A 24748-nucleotide genomic window follows, 5' to 3' on the forward strand; every position below is an offset into this window, starting at 1 on the left:
TCTTATTGAGTTTATAACGTTAATCTTATGCCGAAAGTTGCTGTTTTAACCGGCGGGTAATCACGGTTATTGGCACCGGTGATTTCAGGATCAAATGAATGTTTGTAAACACCCAGATTACTGATTGAAAATACATTTGAACCACTGAAATACACTACACAATTTTTAATTCCAATATTGTCCAATAATGATTTTGGCAAAGTGTAAGATAAATTGATGTTCTTGAGCCTCAGATAAGCGGCATCTAAATTCCAAAAATCATTTGCTGTATTGTTATTTGCTGTTGTTCCATTCTGAGTCACCGGAGGTAACTTAAAATCGTCGGGATTGGTAATATAATCCATTCCGTCAGCATCCTGACCAACAATCGCACGATATTTATAGTGATAGTCGATCGGAATTGATTCGTTGGAGAACGGTGCTCTTGCCGAGCCGCCAATCGAAACGATATATCCACTTCCTCCCTGCCACAGCATTCTTAAACTAAATCCTTTCCACTGAGCTCCCATATCGAGACTGTACATGGTATTAGGCAATCCGTTTTTACCAATTACTTTCTGGTCACGCCAGTCGATATAATCATCACCGTTGAGGTCTTTGTAAATGAGGTCACCAACTTTTATCGTTTGGTTTCCGGCTTGATCCTGGTCAATGGTATGGTTATCAATTTGTTCCTGGTTCATAAAAAATCCGTCTGTTACGAATCCCCACTGCCGGTCATCCCACTGGCCTTCATTTACATACCTGGCATTCCAAAGCTTATTGAATTCCAATGTTTCTTCATCCAGATCACCTGTTTCCGGCAACACATCTTCATCCAGTTCAACATATTTTCCCCTGGTCCATCCGATCATTGGTGAAATATCGTAGGAGAAGTCACCAATTTTGTTGTAATGTGTTAATGCAACTTCAATACCGCGGTTATCTCTTTTATTTAAGTTAGTTCTTGGCAAGCTTGCACCAAAGGTGCTTGGAACCTGTTCGGTCGGCTGTGCCAGGATATTTTCCCTAAGGCGGTAGAATGCATCAATCTCAAAACCCAAAAGGCCATCCCAGAAATTTCCATCCAATCCAATGTTACTCATTTTCATAGTTTCCCAGGTAATATTAGGATTAGCTAATCCTGCTGAAGCAATAATAGGTGCGGGAGCTGTACCAAATACATAAAAATTAGTAGAGATGGTGTAGCCCGTTAAATAATCGAACGAGGAAACTGCATCGTTACCTAATATACCGTATGAACCTCTTAACTTGAGGTTGTTTACTGCACTGAAATTCTCTTTGATAAAAGATTCTTCCGAAATCCTCCAGCCAGCACTAACACTTGGAAAGTAACCCCAGCGTCCTTCCGGCGGATATTCACCCGATGCATCAGCACGCATCGAAACCTCGAGCATGTATTTGCCGGCATAATCATAGTTTACACGACCGATGTAACTTACACGAGCCCTTTCATTAAAGTTCTCATTGTTGTCTTTACCTTCTTCAGAAGCATATTTTAGGAATGGTGCTTCAAAAGAAAGAACGTCTTTCCTCGATCCGGTCAAATCTGTATTTTTGTAAGTCCATGCTTCACCTACGAGTACAGCACTGATATTATGATCACCAATTACTTTGTCATAATTCAAGCTGATCTGTGGCAACATCTCATTCGATCGGTATGAATACACGCTCATGTTGTTCGAGTTCTGTGTTCCCCATTTTATCCATGGATCTTCTCCGGCCTGAGCTGCTATCGGATCGTACTCCCAAACATCGAAAGGTTTGGAAACGGTTTTTCTCCAGGTAAAACCATCTTCAAAATTTAAGCGTCCTTTAAGAACCAAGCCTTCAACAAAGGGGATATTGTACTTTAACTGAAGAGCTCCCTGGATCACATTATCTTTCTGATCGCGGTAACCATTGAAATCTGCCAACATTTGGTAATAAGGCGACCTTTGAAGAAATCCTGATGTTGCTGCTCGGGTTGGATCGGCTTCGTGTATTACAGGATATACCGGCTTCGCTGTTTGTAAACTGTTATACATATTATCAGCCGTTACATTAGTTCTGTAAAATTTGGTAGCCCTGTAGGTTAAATCCATGGTTACCTGTAAATCATCAGTAATTTGAGCATCGATGTTTGAACGAACGTTGTAACGGTTAAAATCGTAGTCTCCCGCTTTAAAATTACTCTCCTGATCCGTAAAGCCGGCAGAGACATAATATTTAATCTTTTTTGTACCTCCAGTAGCACTTATATTATGCTGTTGTTGCGGAGTCCAGTCACGATAAAGCTCATCACTCCAGTCGTAGCTTTTATAATCGGTGTTGTCCATCGTATTTATGAGTCTGTTCGCGTCAGGATCGTAGTGTACATGACTGGGGCTGTAATCATCCGGATTTAATCCGGATTCATGCAACAATTCCGCCCATTCTTTTGCGCCGACAAGATCGGGCAAGAAAGTGGGTTGCGTAAAAGATACATTCCCGTGATATGTAATTGTCGCAGGTTTCTCTGTCCCTCTTTTTGTTGTTACAAGAATAACACCGTTACCTGCACGTGCTCCGTAAATTGCGGCGGAAGCATCTTTTAATACACTTATAGATTCAATATCGTTTGGATCGACGTTAGCCAGACTACTTTCTATCCCATCAACCAGCACCAAAGGATTAGTTCCATATCCCCTGATATTTAAGGTTGTTCCATCTTCTCCCGGCAAACCACTGGTCTGACGTGTGTAAAGACCGGCCACCTGCCCTTGTAAAAGCTCGGTGGTGTTTGCCACCGGACGTTGAACAAGTTCTTCCGATTTAACATTACCCACAGCTCCGGTTAAAGTTGCTTTCTTTTGCACACCGTAACCTACGGCAACAACTTCTTCCAGCCCTATGGCATCCACCTTCATGGTAACATCAATTGTTGTTCGTCCATTAATAGGTTCACTTACACTTTGCATACCAATAAATGAGAACACTAAAGTCTCATTTCCGGAAACCTCAAGCGTGTATGCACCATCAGTATCGGTTATGGTACCAATGGTTTTTCCCTGCACAGAGACAGCAACTCCGGGAAGCGGTTCTCCGGCATCGTCTACCACTTTACCGGTAATTGTTTGTTGTGCCCAAACTGCTGAAGCCATAAAGATGGCCACGAACACCAAACACAACTTTCTAATCAAAATTTGATTTGTTTGTTTCATAAGTATTGATTTAGTTATATTAAAGAAACATAAATAGAAGAATCACGATTGCGATAAGTACTATGTATAAAATGACATTGACCGCTCGAAAAGAGAACAGGCTTTTGGGATAGTTTTTCTTCTTATCCATAAGCTTTGGTTTAGTTACAATAAAAACAATACCTCAAAGCTCAATATTTTGAATTTGCTTGAGGTATTTACATTGGGAAATGATGGGTGAAAATTCAATCAAACCTAACTTATTATACTTTTCACAAGAAGGGGAATAATCGGTCAACACAACACACAAAACGCTGATATTTAGAATATTGAAAAATCAATATCTGATCAATTCACTTATTTAAAATCTGTGTCGCAGTGCGAATGAAAAAATGGAAATCGAAAACATGCCCTTATAACTTTTGACGGTATTCGGTAGGTGTACATTTAAACTGTTTTTGAAAAACGGTCCGGAAATGTTTTACGTCGTTGAATCCAACATCGTAAGCAATTTCGGTGATTGTTTTTTCTTTATCGGCCATTAACTGAGCCGCGCGTTTTATTCTCAGCGATCGAATAAATTCTGCGGTAGAATATCCTGTCAAACTTTTCAGCCTCCGATATAATGATGATGTGCTCATGTGCATTTCGGAAGCGAGTGCATCGGAATTAAATTTCGAGTTTTGCAAATTGTCCTCAACAATGGAAATAGCATTTTCAATAAACATTTCCTCCGAAGAAGTTATCTCAACATCAGAAGGTTCCAAACGGACCGATTTACTGTATTTCTTTTGTAACTTTTTGCGTCGTGAGAAAATATTCTTGACTTTCTCGGTCAATAAAACCGGATCGAAAGGTTTAGAGATAAAATCATCGGCTCCGAGTTGTGTGCCAAGGAACCTGAACTGTTCATCATCTTTGGCGGTAAGAAAAATAAGCGGGATGGTTGATGTACTGTCATTTTCACGCAATTTCTTACAAAATTCAAAGCCGTCCATCTCCGGCATCATTACATCTGAAACGATGAGATCAGGTTTTAGTGTCAGTGCTTTCTCATATCCCTCTTTTCCGTTTTCAGCAGTTTCTACATGATATAAGGGAGCTAAAATGGTAAGCAGGTACTCTCTCATTTCCCGGTTATCTTCAACTACCAGTATACATTCATCCGAGGCAATTGCTTCAACAGGCTTATCCGGAAAGATATTTTTCATGACCACATCGCTAATGCCCGAGCGCTTCTTTTCGGCTTTGGGTTCAATAATTTCATCGGGTTTTAAATGTCCGGTTCCCTTTGGTATTGCAAGTGTAAACTGAGTAAGTTTAAAAGGCTCACTTACTACCGATAGATTTCCCTTGTGCAGTTCAGCAAAGTGTTTTGCCAGGGCCAGACCAATGCCTGAACTCCCATCCTTTTTGCTATCGGCTCCCCGGTAAAAGCGGTCAAAAATAAACTCAAGTTCGCTTTTGGGGATTCCGTGACCATTATCAGAAACCGTAAGCAAAACCTCCTCCTCTTCTTCATACAGCGCTACTTCAATTTTGCCATTTTCCTGCACGTGGTTAAAGGCATTGGATAATAAATTATTAAAGATGATCTCAATCTTATCCCTGTCGATCCAAAGATCAGTAGTATTAATCGCAAAATTAGTTTTGAATAGAATGTTGTTTATCTCGGCAAGTTCCTGAAATGGATAACATAATTCGGTAACAAACTCCACTAAGTTTGTTTTTGAAGCCGCCAATTTTTCGTTTCCTGTTTCCAGTTTTCTGAAGTCGAGCAACTGGTTGATCAACTTCATTAGACGAACTGAATTGTTATTGATGATTTTTATTTTGTGCTCGGTCTCTTCTGATAGCTGATATTCCTCTTTTTTGCGCAATAATTCTTTAAGCGGAGCCAGAATCAAGGTTAAGGGTGTGCGAAATTCGTGGGACAGGTTAGTAAAAAACCGCAGGCGCAACTCATGGATTTTCTGATCCTGCCGATGCTTCAGTTTCTCCATTTCGAGACTATTGGCAAGACGTACCTGTTTCACCGCATTCCATCTGATCACCGTAACAATTCCAACAATAGTAATGATGTAAAACAACAGTGCATACCAGGTTTGCCAGAACGGTGGTAGAATTTCAATGGTCAAAGTCGTCGGTTCTGTGTTCCATACATTATGGCTATTGGCACTCATCAACAATAATTCATATTCTCCGGCCCTTAAACTGTTAAAGTTCACAAACCTCCTGGTACCAAGATATTGCCAGTCATTATCATACTTCTCGAGTTTATACTTGTATAAATTACCGCCCTGAGCACGGTAATCGAGCGCCGAGAACCGTATTTCAAAATTGTTAAACCGGTAGGGAACTACAATTTTATCCTCATGAATTATGGACTGATCCATAACCACTTTCGAACCATACTTCTGATCAATGGAAACAGGTTCATTATGAATTCTCAGCTCCGTGAGTATAGGCTTATGCGCGGTAGGAAGCGCTTCTATTTTTCCGGGATTAAAGTAGGTAAGCCCATTTGAGCCACCAAAAAATATCTCGCCCTCCTGGTTTCGAAAAACTGATGCTTCTGTAAAGTTCTTTCCGCCAACACCATCCGTTTCCTTGTAATTTCGAATAGCAAGCTCCTGATCCTGATCTTCGATTCTGGAAATACCAAGGCTTGTACTAATCCAAATATTTCCATCCGAATCTCCTGAAATTCCTTTGATGAAATTACTGGCAAGTCCGTCTTTTTCGGTATACAATTTTAACGTAAAACGGGAATTCTCAGACTCTGATAATTTATTGAGCCCGTTTGGAGTACCGATCCACAAATTTCCGCGAATATCCTGATCGATGCAGGTGATGATGTTTCCGGTAAATTCTCCGTCAATCTCGAAGTTTTCTTCCGCCAGAATAACTGTGGTATCCGAAGGATCATAAAAGTGCAAACCATTATAAGTTCCCACCCAAATTCTTCCGCGGTTATCTTCGTACAAATAACTTATCCTGTCGCTGTTTAAATTACCAGATTCCTTGTCGTTTATATTGAGGGACTTAATCAACTTGTAGTCATTGGTTTTGTCCAGGATATACAATCCACTCATTAAACTGCCTAACCACAGTTTATCCTCTGCATCGATAATTGAAACGATCTGTCGCCTGTTCTCATAGTCCGGGTCAAGTTTTGGCCTGATCATTTGCGGAACATTATCTCGGAACCGGATTACATACAATCCCAGATTTGTTCCTACCCAAATAACACCGTCTTTATCCTCGTATAAATATTTTATGATTAGGAATCGGGACTTATTCACGCCCTGCGGATAAGGTACCGGATAAAAGTTTTCGCGATCGGGCGACCATACCAGGCCACTTCCGATAGTTCCCAGCCACAGATTTTTCTTCCTGTCGTCGACCACCGTCATTATGCGAGTATTCCGAAGTCCTTTAAAGCGTTCCGGATTAAATCCAACAGTTTTAAAGTCCAATTTAGGCGTAAGCACACATATTCCACCACCATTTGTTCCCAGCCAAAGGTTATGGTCTTTGTCCTCGAAAATATTTAAAACGGCATCATAATCCTTGTTCAGCGTTGCCCTGTTCTCAGGATAGATCTGATAGCGCTGAAAAACCTCCTTTGCAGGATCGAAATAATAAAATCCGTTACCCCAGGTTCCCAGCCACACCATACCATTATTATCTAAACATATCGATTCGTAGGCATTAACGTTTTCAATTTCATAACGTGTTCGTTCGTAGGTGTGCAAATCGAATCTGGTCAATCCTGACTCAGCTATCCACAAAACATTTCTTTTTGGGTCATATTTTATTTCATGACATACCATCGAAATATTCGGCTGATCTGCCTGTACGACACTTTCTTTTGTACTGGAGAATCTGTAAAGTCCACCACCGGTACCTACCCAAATATCTCCATTCAGGGTTTCAACAATTGAATTTATTGTTCCGCTTAAGTATCGAATTGATGTTTTCTTATTCTCATCATAAATAATCAATCCGTGGTTCCAGGTCCCCATCCAAATACGACCGTACTTATCTTCATAAAACGACAAAACCCGGCTATCCGGCAAAACTTCACTTTTATTCTTATAATTTGAAATGATATTTGAGAAGACCTCTTTATCTGCATCGTACTTACTTACTCCACCCGACTTGGTTCCAATCCAAATGTTCCCTTCACTATCGACAAACAGCGATTCAATGGATGGATTTACAAGGCTGTTAGAATCACCCGGAACCTGGTTAAAGATCTTAAAATCGTAACCATCGTAACGATTCAATCCGCCACGCGTTCCGATCCAGATAAATCCGTCGTAATCCTGAACGATCGAAGTTACTTCGTTATGCGACAAGCCATTATCTACAGTATAAAAGTTTTTAAGTAATTGTTCGGGCTGAGCACTAATTACAACTGACAAGTACATCAGAAAGAGGGTAAGCTGATATTTGATCAACCTTGTCATATCAGTTAATCTCATTCTTTAGTTCAAACAGTTTTTGTTCAAGAAACTTTCTAATCCAAAAGCAAAGCATCAACTTCAGGTTTTGCCAATATACTAATTCTATTGAATATGCCTGCCTGAAACTGTAATCTAAATATTCCTATTCAGGCTGAACCAACTGATAATGATTGTCATAAAGTTTTAACTGGCGTGCTTTCCAAACGGCACCTTCGAGAAATACCGGATGCGGAAGCGATACGTCCCAATCTCCCAGCTGTTTTAACAGCGATGTGGTAACATCGAGATGATCCAGCGCCACATTATTCTGTTCCGAAATATCTTTTGACAGGTCGAAAAGCAGGGGAAGTCTATCGGGTAAACGCACAAGTTTCCAGTCGCCCTGCCGGATAGCGGCACTGATGGTAAACCGCCAGTTAAAAGATTCATGAGGCGCACCGCTGGCTTTATCCTTCAAATAGGGCATAAGATTAACTCCATCGAATTTTACTTCGTCAGTTTTCACTCCTCCTGCCAGTTCGAAAAAGGTGGCAGCCAGATCGAGTGAAATTACGGGATTTTCATAGGTTTCTCCACCGGGCAAGTTACCGGGCCAACTCATTACAAAAGGAACATGAATACCTCCCTCGAGCAAAATGCCTTTTTGCCCGTTAAAGGGTGCATTGATCGATCCGTTAGAATCACACGGACCGCCATTGTCGCTAAGAAAAACGACCAATGTATTTTCGGCCACTCCATTCTCTTCCAGCGCCTTCATAATGCGTCCCACGTTAACATCGAGTCGGTGAACCATGGCACAATAAGTCCGTCGTTTTTTATCTGTAATGTGTTGGAATAATTCGAGGTCGGCGGCTGTGGCCTGCATGGGTGCATGTGGTGCATTAAACGAGGCGAACAGAAAAAAAGGTTCGTCTTTGTTTCGTTTGATAAAATCAACACATTCATCGCCTTTATCATCGGTAATATAGGTAATTTCCTGGGGTGTTTTGTAATTGCACTCAATCGGAGCTTTGTAACCTTTTCCGTCAGATAAAGCCGCAAAATAATCGTGGCCTCCGCCGGTGTAGCCCCAAAACTGGTCAAATCCGCGTTGTAATGGATGAAATTTTGGCAAGGTACCCAGGTGCCATTTCCCAACCAGTCCGGTGGTGTAATCCAAATTTTGCAGGCGTTTGGCAATTGTTGTTTCCGTGAGTGGCAAACCGTTATATTCTTCATCAAATCCCGGTTGAACACCACCCAGATTATTATCATGACCAAAAGTAACCTGGTTTCTTCCGGTCAGCATTCCCGCCCGTGAAGGACTGCATACCGGTCCCGAAACATATCCGTTAGTGAAATTGACACCGTTTTCAGCCAATCGGTCGATATTTGGCGTTGGTATTTGCGTGCTGCCATTCAAGCTAAGATCAGCAAATCCCAGATCATCGGCAAGTATGATGATAAAATTTGGCTTTTTATCCTGCGCCAATGCGGGTAAAACAAATGCTATCAATAACAATACTAACAAATTCTTCATTTTGGTTTTAGTTTCGGTTTTCGTAATTATTTGGAACAAGATTTAAACTCCCCAGGAAATCCATACAGGCGGCTTTTACATTGTAATTCCTGTCCGGCATTTCGTAAACTTCCCTGATGGTTTCGATAAACGGTTGCTTGTTATCGGTGTACATTAAAAAGTTTATCGCAAGCAAGGAGATATCGGGATTCGAAGATTTACAGGCTTCCATCAGTGCCTGTTCGGCGTTCCTGCTTCCCCAGTTTTGAAATGCAATCGCTGCAGCAGCTAACGAAACTGGTGGATATTCATCGCTGATGCTCTGTTCGATTTGAGGTTTATAATCTTCCAAAAACCCGGGAGGCTGGCTGCGTAATCCCATAATTGCCCAGTAGCGCACCACTTTGTTTTTATTTTGAAGTAACTGAATCTGTTTTTTAGTGACTTTCTGACCTCTAATTCCTGATAGCTTTGCAGCATTATAAATCTTTTCGAAAGGATAAGCTTTTTCGTTTAGTCGAAATTCGTAAGGTGTTTGCTTTTCCGAAATCAAACCGATCTCGTATTCGGGCAGAAACATGACATCGCGCGCTTTAAGCAATTCATCATCCAGTTGTTTTCTCATTCTTTGCAATACTTCCTTGTATTCCGGATTTCGGGCCAGATTATTGGTTTCCCACAGATCGTTTTCAATATCGAACAGATATTCCTCCGGTCGAGGTTCGAAATAACTTTGCTGAAGTGAGTCGAGCAGATGATTGTCATAATCGCTTCGCATCTGTTGTACTATCTCGGAAATGTACATGTAACGGATGTAACGCCCTTGTGGAATGAACGGCAAATAGTTGCGCGAATACAAAAATCGACCGTCTGAAATCGTTCGCACCATATCGATTCCGTTATCGGCGCGATCTGCCGACAAAACCAGGTGATCAACCGGTTTCGATCGGTCCTCACCCATTAGCACCCGTCCTTTAAGGTAATCGGGCATTTCTCCACCTGCCAGCGCAATAAGCGTGGGCGCAAGGTCTTCGAAACTAATCAATTCTTCGGTAACTACACCGGAAGTACCCCAGGGCGAAAGGTGCTTGTACATTTCAGGAAACCAGACAATAAAAGGCACACGGTAACCATAATCGATACCGTTTGTCTTTCCCCGTGGCTCTCCCTCGCCATGATCGGCATAAAAAAAGATGATGGTGCTGTCGCGCAGGTGGTCACCGTCAAGCCGGTCGAGCAATTCGCCAATCCTTTTATCGGTCAGTGAAATGGAGTTGTAAACACGTGCAAAGTGTTTACGCATCTCAGCACTTTCGCGGTAAATAGGTGGCATTTCAAAATCGGTTTCGGCAATTCGCTCATCCTCATCGAGTTGATCCCACACGTTTTTGGTGTACCATTCATAAGGCATCGTCATGGTCCGCGACTGATGCGATTCGTTAAAATTGAAAACCGCAAAAAACGGCTGGCCGGGCTTTCGGTTCCACCATCCTGCTTTTCCCGAACTCTCATTCCAGGCTTCTCTTATAAAAGCTTTTGGATTGGCCAAATTGTAATCGGTCTTCGAATTGTTGGTAACATAATAACCTTGCTGTTGCAGATAATACGGAAATCCCTTGATATAATCGGGAACCGGGTAATTACTTCGGTGATTGCCGGTACCGGTCTTAAAAGTGCGCACACCGGTTATTATAGTACTGCGGCTTGGCGAACATACGGTCCCGGTTGAAAATGCATTGGTAAAACGCACGCCCTCATCAGCCAGTTTATCAATTACGGGTGTATGTGCCACTACGTTCCCGTAACATCCAAAAAACTGAGGCGATGAATCCTCGATCGTTAGCCACAAAATATTGGGCCTTGTCTGTGCCTGAAGCGATAGCACAAAAAAAAGGAGACTGAAAGCAAGTATAGTTTTGTTCATTTTTAAGCCTTGTTAGTTTGATTTATTCCAAGTCCGCAGTCGAATAATCCCACAGGATAAAGATAGAACTATCAGCGCCTCAAATGAACAATATTTGTTTCAAATAAGGGGTGTTTTCTATTCTTTCAAATACGGTTGTTTTACAAGGTTTAGATAATTATCGCCGATAAGTACTTTACTCTTAGTGATTTTGGCAAAAATATCGGCAGGTACCATCTGAAAACAATTATTGATTAAAACTTGTGTTGAAGAATCTATCTCAACAATTGCTTTCTTTTCGAGTGGTTTGCCCGATCGAACATTATCAAGGATCAATCCATGGCAATCGGTAAACGAAAGTGAAGGTCCATCTTCGGTCGTAATATCAATGTTAGAGAAACTTAAATTTTTTCCGGTATGTGCAATAAATCCCAGTTCGGCTTTCATGTTAATATTGGTTAGAGACACTTCGTCGACCGGCATTTCTTCAATACCGGTTAAAGCTCCTGCTTGGTTCACATCCACTCCCGTGACATCGCTGATGTGGATATTTCTGAAAATGGGTGTGCGCTCGCTAACCGGCTCAACGCTGGTGCCTTTATCATAAAACAGATTAAAAATGAACGCCGTTTTCTGAATGTCGCGCATCACGATGTTGTTCACCCTGATATTTTCAACCACTCCCCCACGCCCGCGGGCCGATTTCAGGCGAATGCCATTATCGGTGCCATCGAAAACGCAGTTAGAAATGGTTACGTTTTTCACGCCACCCGACATTTCGCTGCCAATAACCACTCCGCCATGACCGGATAACATCACACAGTTGGTAACCGTGATATTCTCGCAGGGCTTACCGTAATCTCTGCCGAACTCGTCGCGTCCCGACTTGATTGTGACACAATCGTCGCCCACGCTGATAAAGCAATCCGATATACGAACATTGCTGCATGACGATGGATTTACACCGTCGGTATTATAACCGTCGTGCGGATTCGAAATGGTAATTCCATGCACGCGAACATCGTTACATCCAACCGGATTTACGGTCCAGAATGGTGAATTTTTTATAGTGATTCCTTCAATATCCACATTCTCGCATTCTATAAACTGGATAAAGGGAGGACGAAAAAAATGTGCTTTCTCATATTTCGTTCCTACAAGTTCGCGATTTTCATCGGCCCAGAATTCCTGGTAGGGTGTCAGGTCGACTTCACGGTCGCCTTCGTGTTTAAAATTCATGGTCTGGCGCACTGCTGCCCACCAAACTCCTCCGTTTCCATCGATTGTCCCTTCGCCTTTTATGGCAATATTTTTTGCGCCGTTGGCGTAGATCAGCGGCGAAAAGGTTTTCATAAAATAACCTTCATAGCGTACTTTTACGTAAGGCAAATAATCGTCAAAATTATCGGAAAACTGAATGTACGCACCCGCCTCAAGATGGAGTGTAATGTTACTTGCCAGATGAATGGGTCCGGTAAGGTAATTTCCGGCCGGAAAAAATATCGTACCTCCTCCCTGTACTGATGCAGTTTGTATGGCTTCGTTAATTACCTCTGTGGCTTTTTCGTTCCCTCTGGTATCGGCTCCGAGTTCAGCCACGTTGTACACTTTTGACTTTATATTCGAAATAAAAAGAAAAAGGATTAGGAATGATGTAATATTATTCATGACAATTGATTTTTTTATGCCGATTACCAAAAACAAACGGATAACTGTTTTATGTCCTAAATATACTATTAATAAGGCAATCGCTTAAAGCAATTCTTTGCGCCTGAAATTTAGTGACCAGACGTTTGAATTGCACGTTTAGATCGCTTCCGATACTTTTTTATATTTTGCCGTAGGCAATTACTCTTCCCGGAAAAACAAACTCTTTATTCTCAATTAGTTTTCCGATAAATCGGCACAAATCAATTTATTATCGTTGCGAATAAATACATGCTTATTGGCAAAGGCAGGATGTGACCAGGTTACGCCGCGAGGCAATTGCTTTTTTGTGGGTTCAATTAATTTTGCCCGGCTGATCTCGGTAAATCCTTCGGGTGATAATTCAGTAATAAGCAATTCTCCCTGTTCATTAAACATCCAAATTTTATCGTTGTGCTGAATAAAATGGATGTTTGCCCAGCGGTTCCTTTTCACGGCAGTTTGATCTTCCCAAATGCGGTCGCCGGTGAAAAAGTCCAAACAGCGTAACTCGCCGTAACTGTCGACACCATAAATGTATTTACCCAAAATTACCGGGGTGTTCATCACGCAATGTAAGGCATCAGTTTTACGTTCGCTTTCGCCACTCCGCTGCCACACTTTTTCGGCGCTGGTATAATCATCGCCCAGTTTTACCAGAATCGATCCACTGTAAAAGGCACTAACAAAAATATGATCGTTTGCTAAAACTGGTGTGGCAATACTCATTCCCGAACCCGTTTTCCAGGGAAAGCGCCAATAAACTTCACCGTTTTCAGGGTTTAAACCCGACAAACTGTGTTCGGTCCAGTTGACCACTACTTGCTTACCGTTTTTTTCGATTAACAGGGGTGCCGAGTAACCGGCTCTGTCCTCTAAATTGCGCCAGATTTCTTTGCCGGTATTTTTATTAAAGGCTACAATACATGCATTATTACTGCCACTTACATGGACAATAATCTTATCGTCAACAAGCAAAGGAGTAGCTGCGATTCCCCAAATCGGCATTACAATTTCGTATGCTGTATTGAGATTTTTTTTCCAAACCACCTCTCCCGAAGCCGCATCGAAACAAAATAAATGCCCCATGGTTCCCAACGAATAGACTTTTCCATCACGAATAACCACCGAAGCTCTCGGGCCGGCAGGGTAACCAACGCCGAAGTATTCGCAATCGTATGCAAATTCCCAAAGTTTAGCTCCGTTTTTCTCATCGAAACAAAGCACACGTTCTTGCTGAACGGGTTTTTCAATCCGGTCGCTTACATAAACTTTGCCATTCGCTACTGTTGGTCCCGAATAGCCCGGGCCAATAGTTACCGACCATTTTATTGGAATCGTATCCGATTCAAATTCGTTCAGAATTCCGGATTCATTCCAGACGGCATCGCGCTTAGCTCCGCGCCAATCGGGCCAGTCTTGTGCAATTACCAATGAACTTGCAATACTAAATATCAGAAATATAAGTACTCGTTTCATCACTGTTTATTTCCAGCAAATTTAATTTTTTATCTAACTCTTTAAAGGAAAATGCAGATGGAAAGCGGGCCTTTAATGGCAACTAGATTAGATAGGCTGAAATAAAAACTTCAAGACCTTTTCGCCTGCAAATATCAAATATGAAGCTACTTCGCCACTGTCTTATTCTGCCAATAAAATACCTTTAAACCTTTCATTGCGAATTGGGTTATTATCACTGATACAAATATTCCTGAAATGATAAAATCATTACTACACTTCCTCATAATTGCATTCATCTTTTTCTCCTGCTCGCCATCGAAAAGTAAAAAAGCAGAACAAGTTGTTGTCCGATCCGACACGATACAGACACAAAACAAGGAATTGAGTTGCTGCGAAGTAAATTCAAAAACACGATTTCTGACGGGTGCCGACACCACTCAGATAAAAGTTGATGCGGCAGGCCACGAAGGAATGGTTTTTATTGAAGGCGGTACCTTTGAAATGGGGGCCGATAACAATCAGGCACGCCCCGATGAATATCCAAAGCATCCGGTAAAAGTGAACAGTTTTTGGATGGATGTGCACGAGGTAACAAATGCGCAATTCTCAAAATTTGTAGAAGAAACCGGCTATGTTACTGTTGCCGAAAAGGACATTGACTGGGAAGTGATGAAAACCCAGGTTCCGCCGGGAACGCCCAAGCCATCGGCTGAAATGCTTAAAGCCGGTTCGATGGTTTTTACGCCACCTTCGCAATCTGTTCCGCTAAACGATTATTCGCAATGGTGGTCGTGGGTGGTTGGCGCCAGCTGGAAACACCCCGAGGGCCCCGAAAGTAATATTGATGGCCGGGAAAATTACCCGGTAGTTCATATTTGCTGGAACGATGCCGTGGCTTACTGCAAATGGGCCGGTAAACGTTTGCCCACCGAAGCTGAATGGGAATTTGCAGCGCGGGGCGGATTACAGAACAACATTTACCCCTGGGGAAACGAACACATTGAAGACGGTTCGCCAAAAGCCAATTCCTGGAACGGACACTTCCCGAATATGAATACCCAAAAAGATGGATTTTATGCCACCTCACCTGTGAAATCTTATCAGGCGAATGCTTATGGTTTGTTTGATATGGCAGGAAATGTGTGGGAATGGACACAAGACTGGTACGACATGAATTATTACCAGAGTTTGCCAACTGACAAAGTTACGGTCGATCCAAAAGGCCCGGATAAAAGTAACGATGCCCGAAATCCTTACGACGAGCGAAAAACCATTCGTGGTGGTTCGTTTCTGTGTAACGACAGCTATTGTTCGAGTTACCGGGTAGCGGCGCGTATGCCTGGCGAAATTTACACCGGAATGAGCCACACCGGATTCAGGTGTGTTAAAGACTAATAGCGATCTTGATTAGTAAATTTTTTTCCGTTCTTTGGTCAGGTTTTTCATCCACTGGTTAACCACAAACTCATTTTGCTCCATCCATTTTTTCACCCCGTTTACAGGATCCTCACTCACCCTGATTTCATAAACAAGGCTATTTAGCTGCTTTTCGGTGAGCTGCATACGTTCGAAGAAACGAACGGCGTTCGGATGTTTTTCTTCGAGGTTCTTACGACCAACAGTGTAGATCTTTTCTCTCTGTCCAAAGATATTATCCGGATCTTCCAAAAAACGAACATCATAGCGGGCAAAAATCCAGTGAGGTTCCCAACCGGTTACAACAATTTCTTTTCGGCGTTTAATGGAATCGCCCAGCTGTTCCACCATTTCTTCTTCGGAAAGTGCCAGCAACGAGTTCGGTAAGGAATATTTATCAATGGCTGCCTGTGCTTTTTCCATTACACCGGCTCCAGCATCGATTCCAACAATCGGGTGAGGATAATTTTTCAGATCGTCTATCGATTCCAGTTTACTGTAAGCCGGAACAACCAAACCTGTGCGCGCTTCAGGATAAGTAATCCCAAGCATTTCGAGTTGATTCTCGTTTGCTTCGATGTATCGTTTATGCGTTTCGGGCAACCAGGCATCGGTAAATACATCAGCCTCGTTATTGGCCACTTCATTATAAGCTGTTTCAACATCCGTCAGTTTTAACACCACATCATAATCCATGTGCTCCTCAAGCAAAACATACGACAAATAAGTGATGGCAACACTTTCCGACCAATCGGTATAAACAATTTTTAGCGAACGCTCGTCTTCAGGCTTAGTTCCCGTTTGGCACGACGAAAAAAATGCGAGCAGGATCAAAAGTGCTGTTGCTTTATTCTTTGAAAAAAATGGTATCATTTTATTGTTGGTTTTATTGGAAAATTCTTTTAAGAAATACAATGGCTTTGCTTCTGTCGTTTACAATCAGTACCGGAATATTTTTATCCGATTCAGCCAGTTTTTCAGATGTGGTATCGAGAAGGATATCCGCCAGTCCCGATTTCATGGAGGAGCCAATAATAATCATGTCTGCGCCGGTATTCAAAGCCTTTCTGTATAAAATCTGATCTTCTTCATTTTCGGCATCTACCGAATACGAAAATGCAATGTCCTCTGTATCGCGCTGGTATTGTTTTATAAATTTATTAAACTCTCTTGTACTGATTTTCTCGACGTACTTTTTAAGCTTTTCATCCGTTTCGGGGTCAACCTGCGGGAAGTATCCCACCGGCAATTTATGAGTATGATGACAAGCCACCTTGGCACCCGTTAACTCCTTTAAGCGAAAAGCTATTTGTAAAGCCATTTCGCTGGCTTTCGAAAAATCCATTCTTACCAGGAGGTTGTCGATGCGCTCATAAACCGATTCAGAAATCAACAATACCGATGATGGAATAATACCGATCACTTTTCGGACAATACTTCCGTTTCCCTGGTACCCCATTTTCTTCCCTAATAAAGTAAGCGTAATGTTGTTTTTCTGGGTGAACTTAACAATCGTTTCCATAGGATGACCTTCCTTTACTTCCACGTTGATGTTAACATCGGCATCCGAACTGCATTGCTCGTTAATTTTGTCCTGCAGTTCTTCCCGGATAATTTCAGGAACGGGTTTATCCAACTCAGGAAAAGCATCGAACAATTCTTTGGGAATATCGTAGGGCTTCATCACATGCAGGAAGGTTATACTTTCCGGTTTAATTTTATTTACCAGAAACCGTGCATAACGAATGAGCGAGTCATCCATCTCAGAGAGGTCGAGGCAGACCAGAATATGATTTAATCGATACATGCTTTAACTTTTAAAGGATTATAAATTGTCGTTATTCTTTTTTTGATTTTGAAACGCGTTGTTCTGTTCCCCGTTTTTGGATCATTTTTGAAATGGTTTCCAAATATTCTTTATGTTCTTTTTCGCGTTGTATTTCCATTAATCCCTGGTGCTCTTCGCGTAATCCTTTTAACAAACTCCAAACTACGATGAGCAAAATAATAGCAAAGGGCAAACCGGTTGAGATGGCTGCGGTTTGCAGTGCTCCGAGCCCGCCACCAATCAGTAAAACGGCTGCAACAGCTCCCTCGGTGAGCGCCCAAAAAATACGCTGAGGTACCGGAGCATCTAATTTTCCACCGGCTGTTAACGAGTCAACCACCAACGAACCCGAGTCGGAAGAGGTAATAAAAAAACTGGTTACCAAAATCACTCCAACTGTTGATGTTACTGCTGATATCGGGAATTGTTCCAGCAATACATAAAGAGATGTGGCAATATTATCGGTTACCGCACCTGCAATATCGGCCATTGAATTTAACTCGAGAAACATGGCACTTCCGCCAAATGTTGAAAGCCATAAAAACGTAAGTAAAGTGGGCACGATTAATACACCCAGCACAAATTCTTTTAGTGTTCGTCCTCTTGAAATACGTGCGATAAACATGCCCACAAATGGCGACCAACTCACCCACCAGGCCCAGTAGAAAACGGTCCAGTCGCGTTGCCAATCCGACTGCTGGTAGGTTTCTGTCCAGGTCGACAACTCAAAAAAGTTCTGAATATATCCGCCCAGGTTCTGAATAAACGAATCGAAAATAAAAAGTGTTGGTCCCACAATAATCATAAAAAGCAAAAAGACCGCTCCAATGAGCATGTTCAGTTCACTTAATCGTTTTACACCGCCGCTTAATCCGGCAATTACCGATCCTGTGGCGGCAAGCGTAATGACGGTAATCAAAATAACCTGCGAGGTTATGGTGTCGGGCATGTTAAAAAGGTGAGCGAGGCCGGCACTAACCTGTTGTACGCCCATACCCAGCGATGTTGCCAGACCAAAAAGTGTAGCCACAACAGCCAGCACATTAATTGCTTTTCCCCATGGGCCATATATTTTTTTCCCTAACAGCGGATAAAAAATGGAGCTGATGGTAAGCGGTAATTTCTTATTGAAAGTAAAAAAGGCCAGGGCCATTCCTACCAAAGCGTAAATACCCCAGGCATGCAATCCCCAGTGCAGAAAAGTAATTTCCATCGACAAGCGTGCTGCTTCCACGGTTCGTTCTTCGCCCCCCGGAGGATGTATAAAGTGATTAATAGGTTCACCAACACTCCAGAATAGGATACCAATTCCCATACCTGCACTAAAAAGCATGGCAAACCAGGCTCCTTTCGAAAATTCGGGTTTGGCTTTGCTTCCTCCCAATCTAATTTTGCCAAACTTACTAAAGGCTACATAAAGCACAAAGAAGAGAAAAACGTTCACGGTGATTACAAAAAACCAGCCGCCATAATCCGAAATTGAAGTTTGAATGGTTGAGAAGACCTTATTCATGGGTTCGCCAACAATCAATGTAATTGCAATAAAAAGAACAATTACTATCGCTGCCGGCCAAAAAACGGGTCCGTCTACATCAAAATACTTCTTGGTGCTTACCAGGTGAGCTTCTCCTTCGTGAGGTGCTTTTTCTTTTTTTGCCATAATGAAGTGTTAAATTACAAGCCTATTCTTTTCCTGATTGGTTTATGTTTTTAAAATCTCATGGATTTTCGTAAAAGACCACTCCAAATCATCCGGGATATTTAACAAGCAACGTTGTTTAAATCGTACACCTGTTCACAAAAAACATCCAATAAACATGTGCAAAGACGAAATTTCATTTGGTAGCAGAAAGCCTTTACAATAAGACTTTTTTTGGTGAAAAGCAAATATTACAGGGAATTGTAATTAAACAGCACTTTGGAAACTACCTAACAGATTGGCACAACAAGAGTACATTTCGCTTAAAAACAGTCCAATTTTTTCGTGAACGGCAACTAAATTCTTTTTGCAAGCTCAAAGAGTCAATGAAGAATTCTACTGTAATAATGACAGCATTTTCTATCAGATACGTGCCTGTTTATATTTCCATAGAATCTTCTTTACACTAACTCAAAGAGCATTTATCAGAGATGAGTAAAAAACGAATTCGAAGAACAGCTTATTAAGACCATATTTAAATTGCATTTTTTTCAAAATACACTTAACTTGTAATGAGACAGATAAATGTTAACATAGAATTTCCAATTTGTAATTATGAAAAATTTAAAATTTTCTTTTTTAAGAATGTCAGGTATTGGAGTGTTTGTAGTTCTTCTTGCCATGACCTCATTTGTAAGCCCCAAAAGTTTAAATGCACAGAACACCGAAAAACCAAACATCTTAGTGATTTGGGGTGATGATATCGGTACATGGAACATTAGCCACAATAACCGGGGAATGATGGGTTATCACACACCCAACATCGATCGTATTGCCAACGAAGGTCTTGCATTTACCGATTATTATGCTCAACAAAGTTGTACTGCCGGACGAGCAGCTTTTATAGGCGGAAATGTTCCAGTTAGAACAGGTATGACAAAAGTTGGGTTACCCGGTGCTAAGGAAGGATGGCAAAAAACGGATGTAACCATTGCAACAGTGATGAAAGGCCGAGGCTATGCTACCGGCCAGTTTGGTAAAAACCATCAGGGCGACCGTGATGAACACCTCCCAACAATGCATGGCTTCGACGAATTTTTTGGGAACCTTTACCACCTGAACGCTGAGGAAGAACCCGAAAACGAAGATTATCCGGGCGATATGGTACTAAAGAGCGGCAAAACTTTTGCAGAAACCTACGCTCCACGCGGGGTATTAAAATGTAAAGCCGATGGTAATGGTGGTCAAACCATTGAAAATACAGGCCCTCTTACAAAAAAACGCATGGAAACCATCGATGATGAAACGGTGGCTGCAGCTGTTGATTTTATTAAACGTCAGAACGAAGCAGGCAAACCATTTTTCTGTTGGTGGAATGGAACCAGAATGCACTTCAGAACTCACGTAAAAGAAGAACATCGTGGAATTTCAGGACAGGATGAATACAGCGATGGAATGGTTGAACACGATATGCATGTTGGACAGTTGTTGCAGGTACTGGATGAACTGGGAATAGCCGATAACACCATTGTTTTTTATTCAACCGACAATGGTCCTCATTACAATACCTGGCCCGATGCCGGTACAACTCCATTCCATGGTGAAAAGAACTCGAATTGGGAAGGAGCTTACCGAGTCCCGGCATTTATTCGCTGGCCCGGTCATTTCCCTGAAGGAAAAACGCTGAACGGTATTGTTTCGCACGAAGACTGGTTGCCTACTTTCGCCGCGGCTGCCGGTGATACCGATGTAAAAGAACGCCTGAAAGAAGGAACCACTATAAATGGCAGATCATACAGAAATTACATTGATGGCTACAATCAACTCGATTACCTTTCAGGTAAGGTTGAAGAATCACCTCGCCACGAATTTTGGTACGTAAATGACGACGGTCAGGTTGTTGCAGCCCGTTACGACGACTGGAAAGCTGTATTTCTTGAAAACAGGGGCGAGAAGTTTGGCGTTTGGATAGAACCCTTCGTGGAATTGCGTGTGCCTTACGTTTTTAATTTAAGACGAGATCCGTTTGAAAAGGCACTGCATAATTCAAATACTTACTATGATTGGCTCCTGGATCATGCCTTTGTACTTGTTCCCATTCAGCAACTGGCTTCACAGTTTCTCCTTACGATGAAGGAATATCCGCCATCGCAAACACCAGGTGCTTTCAATTTGAGCAAAATTGAAGAAATGCTTAATAATCCGGGTGGAGGCCATTAATTACATAAACTAATAAAATAGTGATTGCTCTGCTGTAAGTGTTCAGCAGGGCAATTATTTTAATTCATCAAAACTGAATCAAAATGAATAAATCCGTATTAATCTGGGTATTAATTGCTTTCATAAGTTGCACATCCCCTTCCGAGCAGGCAACAACAACATCAATCGTTGAAAGCGATCCTCTTTCACTTTGGAACGATAGCGAAGTAAAGACTGCAATCTCAGATTTTGTAAAGAATGTAAGTGATCAGAATTCCGTTGACTTTGTAAAAGTTGAAGACCGTATTGCTGTTTTTGATAACGATGGTACTTTGTGGTGCGAAAAACCGCTCTATATTCCGGTGGAGATCGAATTTGCCTATATAAAAAGTGAATATCCAAAGCACCCTGAATGGAAGGACGATAAGCTGTTTGCCGGTATTGTCAATAACGACCTGTCGGTTTTAGCGGATTATGATACAGGCACATTAATTGCCAAATTATTCGGAACACACGACGGACAAAAAGAAGAAGACTACAAAGATTTTGTATATCAAACATTATCTACTGTTCAGCACAGCAAGTTTAACCGCCCGCTAAAAGAAACAACTTTTTCGCCAATGGTTCAGTTGGTTCACTATCTGCAAGCTAACGACTTTAAAGTGTACATCGTAACCGGTGGCGAAATCACTTCTGTACGTACGGTTTCGGAGGAAATTTACAACATCCCGAAAGAGAATGTGGTTGGCAGCAGTGTTGTGCTAGAGTATGTTAGCAATGATACAGGTAAATATCTGGTCCGTACCGGAAAAATCCAGTCGGCGAACGACCAACAAATAAAACCACCTAACATAGAATTGCACATTGGCCGCAAACCTATTTTTGCTGCCGGTAACAGCGACGGCGACTACCAAATGATGGAATACACGCTTTCGGGCAGCGGACCATCAATGGCAATTTTGGTGCATCACAACGACGAAACACGCGAATACAGCTACATGCACGGCACTGAAAAAGCTGTTGAAGATGCTGACCAAAAAGGCTGGTATGTGGTGAGTATGAAAGACGATTTCAAAGAAATTTTTGGGAACTAAGTACACAGTCCTAATTTTAATATCTGTCGAATTAATAATAAATGCAAAATGAAATTTATTTATCTTCTGACCCTTATCTTCATCATAGTATCCTGTAATACAACAAATGAAAATATTTATTGGGTGAACAGCTACCAGGTAGATTGCGTTGGTGTTGGCCCGATGAAATGTATGTTGATCCAAAAAGGAAAAGCTATTGAAGATGGAACCTGGCAAAACTTCTACTCAAAAATTGAAGGTTTTGAATACGAGCCCGGTTTCATTTACAAACTAAAAGTAAAAGAAGAACAGCTCGAGAATGTACCGGCCGATGCTTCGTCAATTAAATATATATTGGTTGACGTACTTGAGAAAACAGAAGACTCAAAGTTAGGTCTTAACGGAACCTGGAATGCCCAGAAAATAAATGGCTCGATAATAAAACTGCCTTCTACACGCGGAGCAGGTGTTCTGCCAACCGTCTATATCGATATTACTAAGATGCAGATAAGCGGAATCGATAACTGCAATAATTTTACCGGAAGTATCAGCAAACTTAGTGAAAGTACAATCGAACTCGGTCCGCTGGCAGCCACTCAGAAAATGTGCCCCGACATGGCAATTGCCACTGCATTTAATAAAGCGCTTCAGGCTGTGAAGCAATACGAGCTTTCGGAAAACACGCTGACTTTTAAGGATGAAAACGGCAACGATTTGCTTGAGTTTACCAAAGGAACAGAAGCCAAAATTTTGTTGAACGATATTTGGGTAGCCGAAGTGGTTGAAGGCGAAGCAATAAATGATGAGGGGAAAGCCCCCCGCCTCGAAATCAACAGTACCGAATTAACGGTGTCCGGAACGGATGGATGCAATAACATTTCCGGAAAAATTTCCACGCTCACCAATTCAGAACTTGTTTTTGGGATGCTGGTCGGAACAAAGAAAATGTGCATGGATATGAACATTCCTGATAAGTTCAACAAACTTATTCCGCAGGTTCGTGGCTATAAAATTACCAACATGAAACTCTCGCTTTCAGATGAACAAGGCGAAGTTTTAATAATCATGAAAAAAGTAGATTAAACCAATAAATGAGTGATAAACCATATGACAAAAACAACATTAGCAATACTACTGACCATTTTTACATTCGTAGCTTTTGCCGAAAACACAGAAAAAGAAGATAAGAAAGAGAACAAAGAGAAAAACCTTTCGATCATTCCACTTCCTGTAATTGCATACAACCCAACTACAGCGTGGATGTTTGGAGTAGCACCTGGAGTAAGTTGGTTTATGGGTGATGCTTCAAATACAAGTATCTCTTCAGGTTTAGGCACATTAATTTATACAACAAAGAAACAGTTCATGTTTACCGCCAAAACGAATGTATTTCTGGAAGGAGACGACTGGAACCTTTTGGGCGACTGGCGTTACTTTATAACATCACAACCCACTTATGGCCTTGGAACCGGACCGCAATCAACAAAACCTGTAGGTCAGGGAATTGAATACGACGATGGCCAGTTTAGTGAACCAATCCCGGATGCGCAAATGATGGAGTTTAATTACCTGCGATTCCATGAAACGGTGTTGAAACAAATCGAGGATACCCGTTTTTTTGCCGGATTGGGTTATCATCTTGATATTCATTCTAAAATAAAGGATAATTTGCTTGATTTAGACGCTGATCCACCAATTATCACGAGTCATTACGGTTATCAGACACTCACAGGTTTCTCGAGTGAGAAATATACTTTATCAGGAATTTCCTTAAATGCTTTATATGACAGTCGCGACAATGCCATTAATCCGTATAGCGGAAGATATGCTTTTGTGAATTTACGTGTTAATCCGGAATTTTTAGGTAGCGTTAAAAGCTCCTCCATACTTTGGATGGAATATCGAGACTATATCCACTTGAATCCGGAACGCCCACGTCATTTAATAGGATTTTGGACTTATGGATGGTTTGTAACTTCAGGAGATGTACCTTACCTGGACTTGCCTGCCGTTGGCTGGGATCAGTTTGGAAGATCAGGACGCGCATATACACAGGGTCGCTTCAGAGGTCCGGATATCGTATATGGTGAGATTGAATACCGGTTCCCATTGCAAAAAAATAAAGAAACTTTTGGTGGAGTTTTATTTATAAATGCAACATCAGGAAGCAACCGAGCCGGCTCTAAAAATACAACAGGAAGCAACCTGGCTGACATTAACCTGTTTGAGTATCTGGACTACGCTTATGGAACAGGATTGAGAATAATGTTAAATAAAAAATCGAGAGCTAATCTGAACCTTGATTTTGCCTGGGGAAAATATGGCGCAAGTGGATTTTACCTCGGTATAAATGAAGTATTTTAACAATGTGAGGATTCAATTATTGAACCAGCACATGGTCCAACATGAATT

14 protein-coding genes are annotated in these 24748 nt (G+C 41.7%); 5 read left to right on the forward strand and 9 right to left on the reverse strand.

Annotation, left to right across the window (positions count from 1 at the left end):
* Window positions 1–11 precede the first annotated feature (11 nt).
* From WFY05_RS19580 to WFY05_RS19605, 6 genes are all read right to left on the reverse strand, one after another.
* Complete coding sequence (locus WFY05_RS19580; protein WP_340114620.1) at window positions 12–3182, reverse strand: SusC/RagA family TonB-linked outer membrane protein; 3171 nt, start codon at window positions 3180–3182, stop codon at window positions 12–14.
* Between the two features lie 392 nt (window positions 3183–3574).
* Complete coding sequence (locus WFY05_RS19585) at window positions 3575–7651, reverse strand: hybrid sensor histidine kinase/response regulator transcription factor (protein ID WP_340114621.1); 4077 nt, start codon at window positions 7649–7651, stop codon at window positions 3575–3577.
* Window positions 7652–7775: 124 nt separating this feature from the next.
* Window positions 7776–9152 carry a sulfatase-like hydrolase/transferase gene (locus WFY05_RS19590; RefSeq protein WP_340114622.1) on the reverse strand — a complete coding sequence of 459 codons (1377 nt, stop codon included), beginning with the start codon at window positions 9150–9152 and terminating at the stop codon, window positions 7776–7778.
* A gap of 7 nt (window positions 9153–9159) precedes the next feature.
* Window positions 9160–11055 carry a sulfatase-like hydrolase/transferase gene (locus WFY05_RS19595; protein ID WP_340114623.1) on the reverse strand — a complete coding sequence of 632 codons (1896 nt, stop codon included), beginning with the start codon at window positions 11053–11055 and terminating at the stop codon, window positions 9160–9162.
* A 117-nt stretch (window positions 11056–11172) separates the two neighbouring features.
* Window positions 11173–12702, reverse strand: a complete 1530-nt coding sequence (locus WFY05_RS19600; protein WP_340114624.1) for a glycoside hydrolase family 28 protein — start codon at window positions 12700–12702, stop codon at window positions 11173–11175.
* Between the two features lie 216 nt (window positions 12703–12918).
* Entirely contained in the window at window positions 12919–14199 is a 1281-nt protein-coding gene (locus WFY05_RS19605; protein ID WP_340114625.1) for an outer membrane protein assembly factor BamB family protein, read from the reverse strand.
* A 237-nt stretch (window positions 14200–14436) separates the two neighbouring features.
* On the opposite strand from WFY05_RS19605, the gene WFY05_RS19610 reads away from it, so the two are divergent.
* Entirely contained in the window at window positions 14437–15576 is a 1140-nt protein-coding gene (locus WFY05_RS19610; protein ID WP_340114626.1) for a formylglycine-generating enzyme family protein, read from the forward strand.
* A 12-nt stretch (window positions 15577–15588) separates the two neighbouring features.
* Here WFY05_RS19610 and WFY05_RS19615 read toward each other — a convergent pair whose 3' ends face one another.
* The 3 genes from WFY05_RS19615 to WFY05_RS19625 are packed head-to-tail and all read right to left on the reverse strand — an operon-like array spanning window position 15589 to window position 19085.
* The gene (locus tag WFY05_RS19615; protein WP_340114627.1) at window positions 15589–16470 is read right to left on the reverse strand and encodes a glycine betaine ABC transporter substrate-binding protein; all 882 of its coding nucleotides are present in this window, start codon (window positions 16468–16470) and stop codon (window positions 15589–15591) included.
* A 13-nt stretch (window positions 16471–16483) separates the two neighbouring features.
* On the reverse strand, window positions 16484–17404 hold the full coding sequence (locus tag WFY05_RS19620; RefSeq protein WP_340114628.1) for a universal stress protein: 921 nt from the start codon (window positions 17402–17404) through the stop codon (window positions 16484–16486).
* Between the two features lie 31 nt (window positions 17405–17435).
* A complete protein-coding gene (locus tag WFY05_RS19625; protein WP_340114629.1) occupies window positions 17436–19085 on the reverse strand; it encodes a BCCT family transporter in 1650 nt (549 codons plus the stop codon).
* 594 nt (window positions 19086–19679) lie between these two features.
* Here WFY05_RS19625 and WFY05_RS19630 point away from each other — a divergent pair.
* From WFY05_RS19630 to WFY05_RS19645, 4 genes are all read left to right on the forward strand, one after another.
* On the forward strand, window positions 19680–21284 hold the full coding sequence (locus WFY05_RS19630; protein ID WP_340114630.1) for an arylsulfatase: 1605 nt from the start codon (window positions 19680–19682) through the stop codon (window positions 21282–21284).
* 83 nt (window positions 21285–21367) lie between these two features.
* The gene (locus WFY05_RS19635) at window positions 21368–22357 is read left to right on the forward strand and encodes an HAD family hydrolase (RefSeq protein ID WP_340114631.1); all 990 of its coding nucleotides are present in this window, start codon (window positions 21368–21370) and stop codon (window positions 22355–22357) included.
* 48 nt (window positions 22358–22405) lie between these two features.
* A complete protein-coding gene (locus tag WFY05_RS19640; RefSeq protein ID WP_340114632.1) occupies window positions 22406–23419 on the forward strand; it encodes an META domain-containing protein in 1014 nt (337 codons plus the stop codon).
* A gap of 24 nt (window positions 23420–23443) precedes the next feature.
* Window positions 23444–24700, forward strand: coding sequence for a BamA/TamA family outer membrane protein (locus WFY05_RS19645; protein WP_340114633.1), 1257 nt, complete (start codon window positions 23444–23446; stop codon window positions 24698–24700).
* Window positions 24701–24748: the final 48 nt, after the last annotated feature.

Source organism: Maribellus mangrovi (genome assembly GCF_037646455.1).
GTDB classification, from domain to species: domain Bacteria; phylum Bacteroidota; class Bacteroidia; order Bacteroidales; family Prolixibacteraceae; genus Draconibacterium; species Draconibacterium mangrovi_A.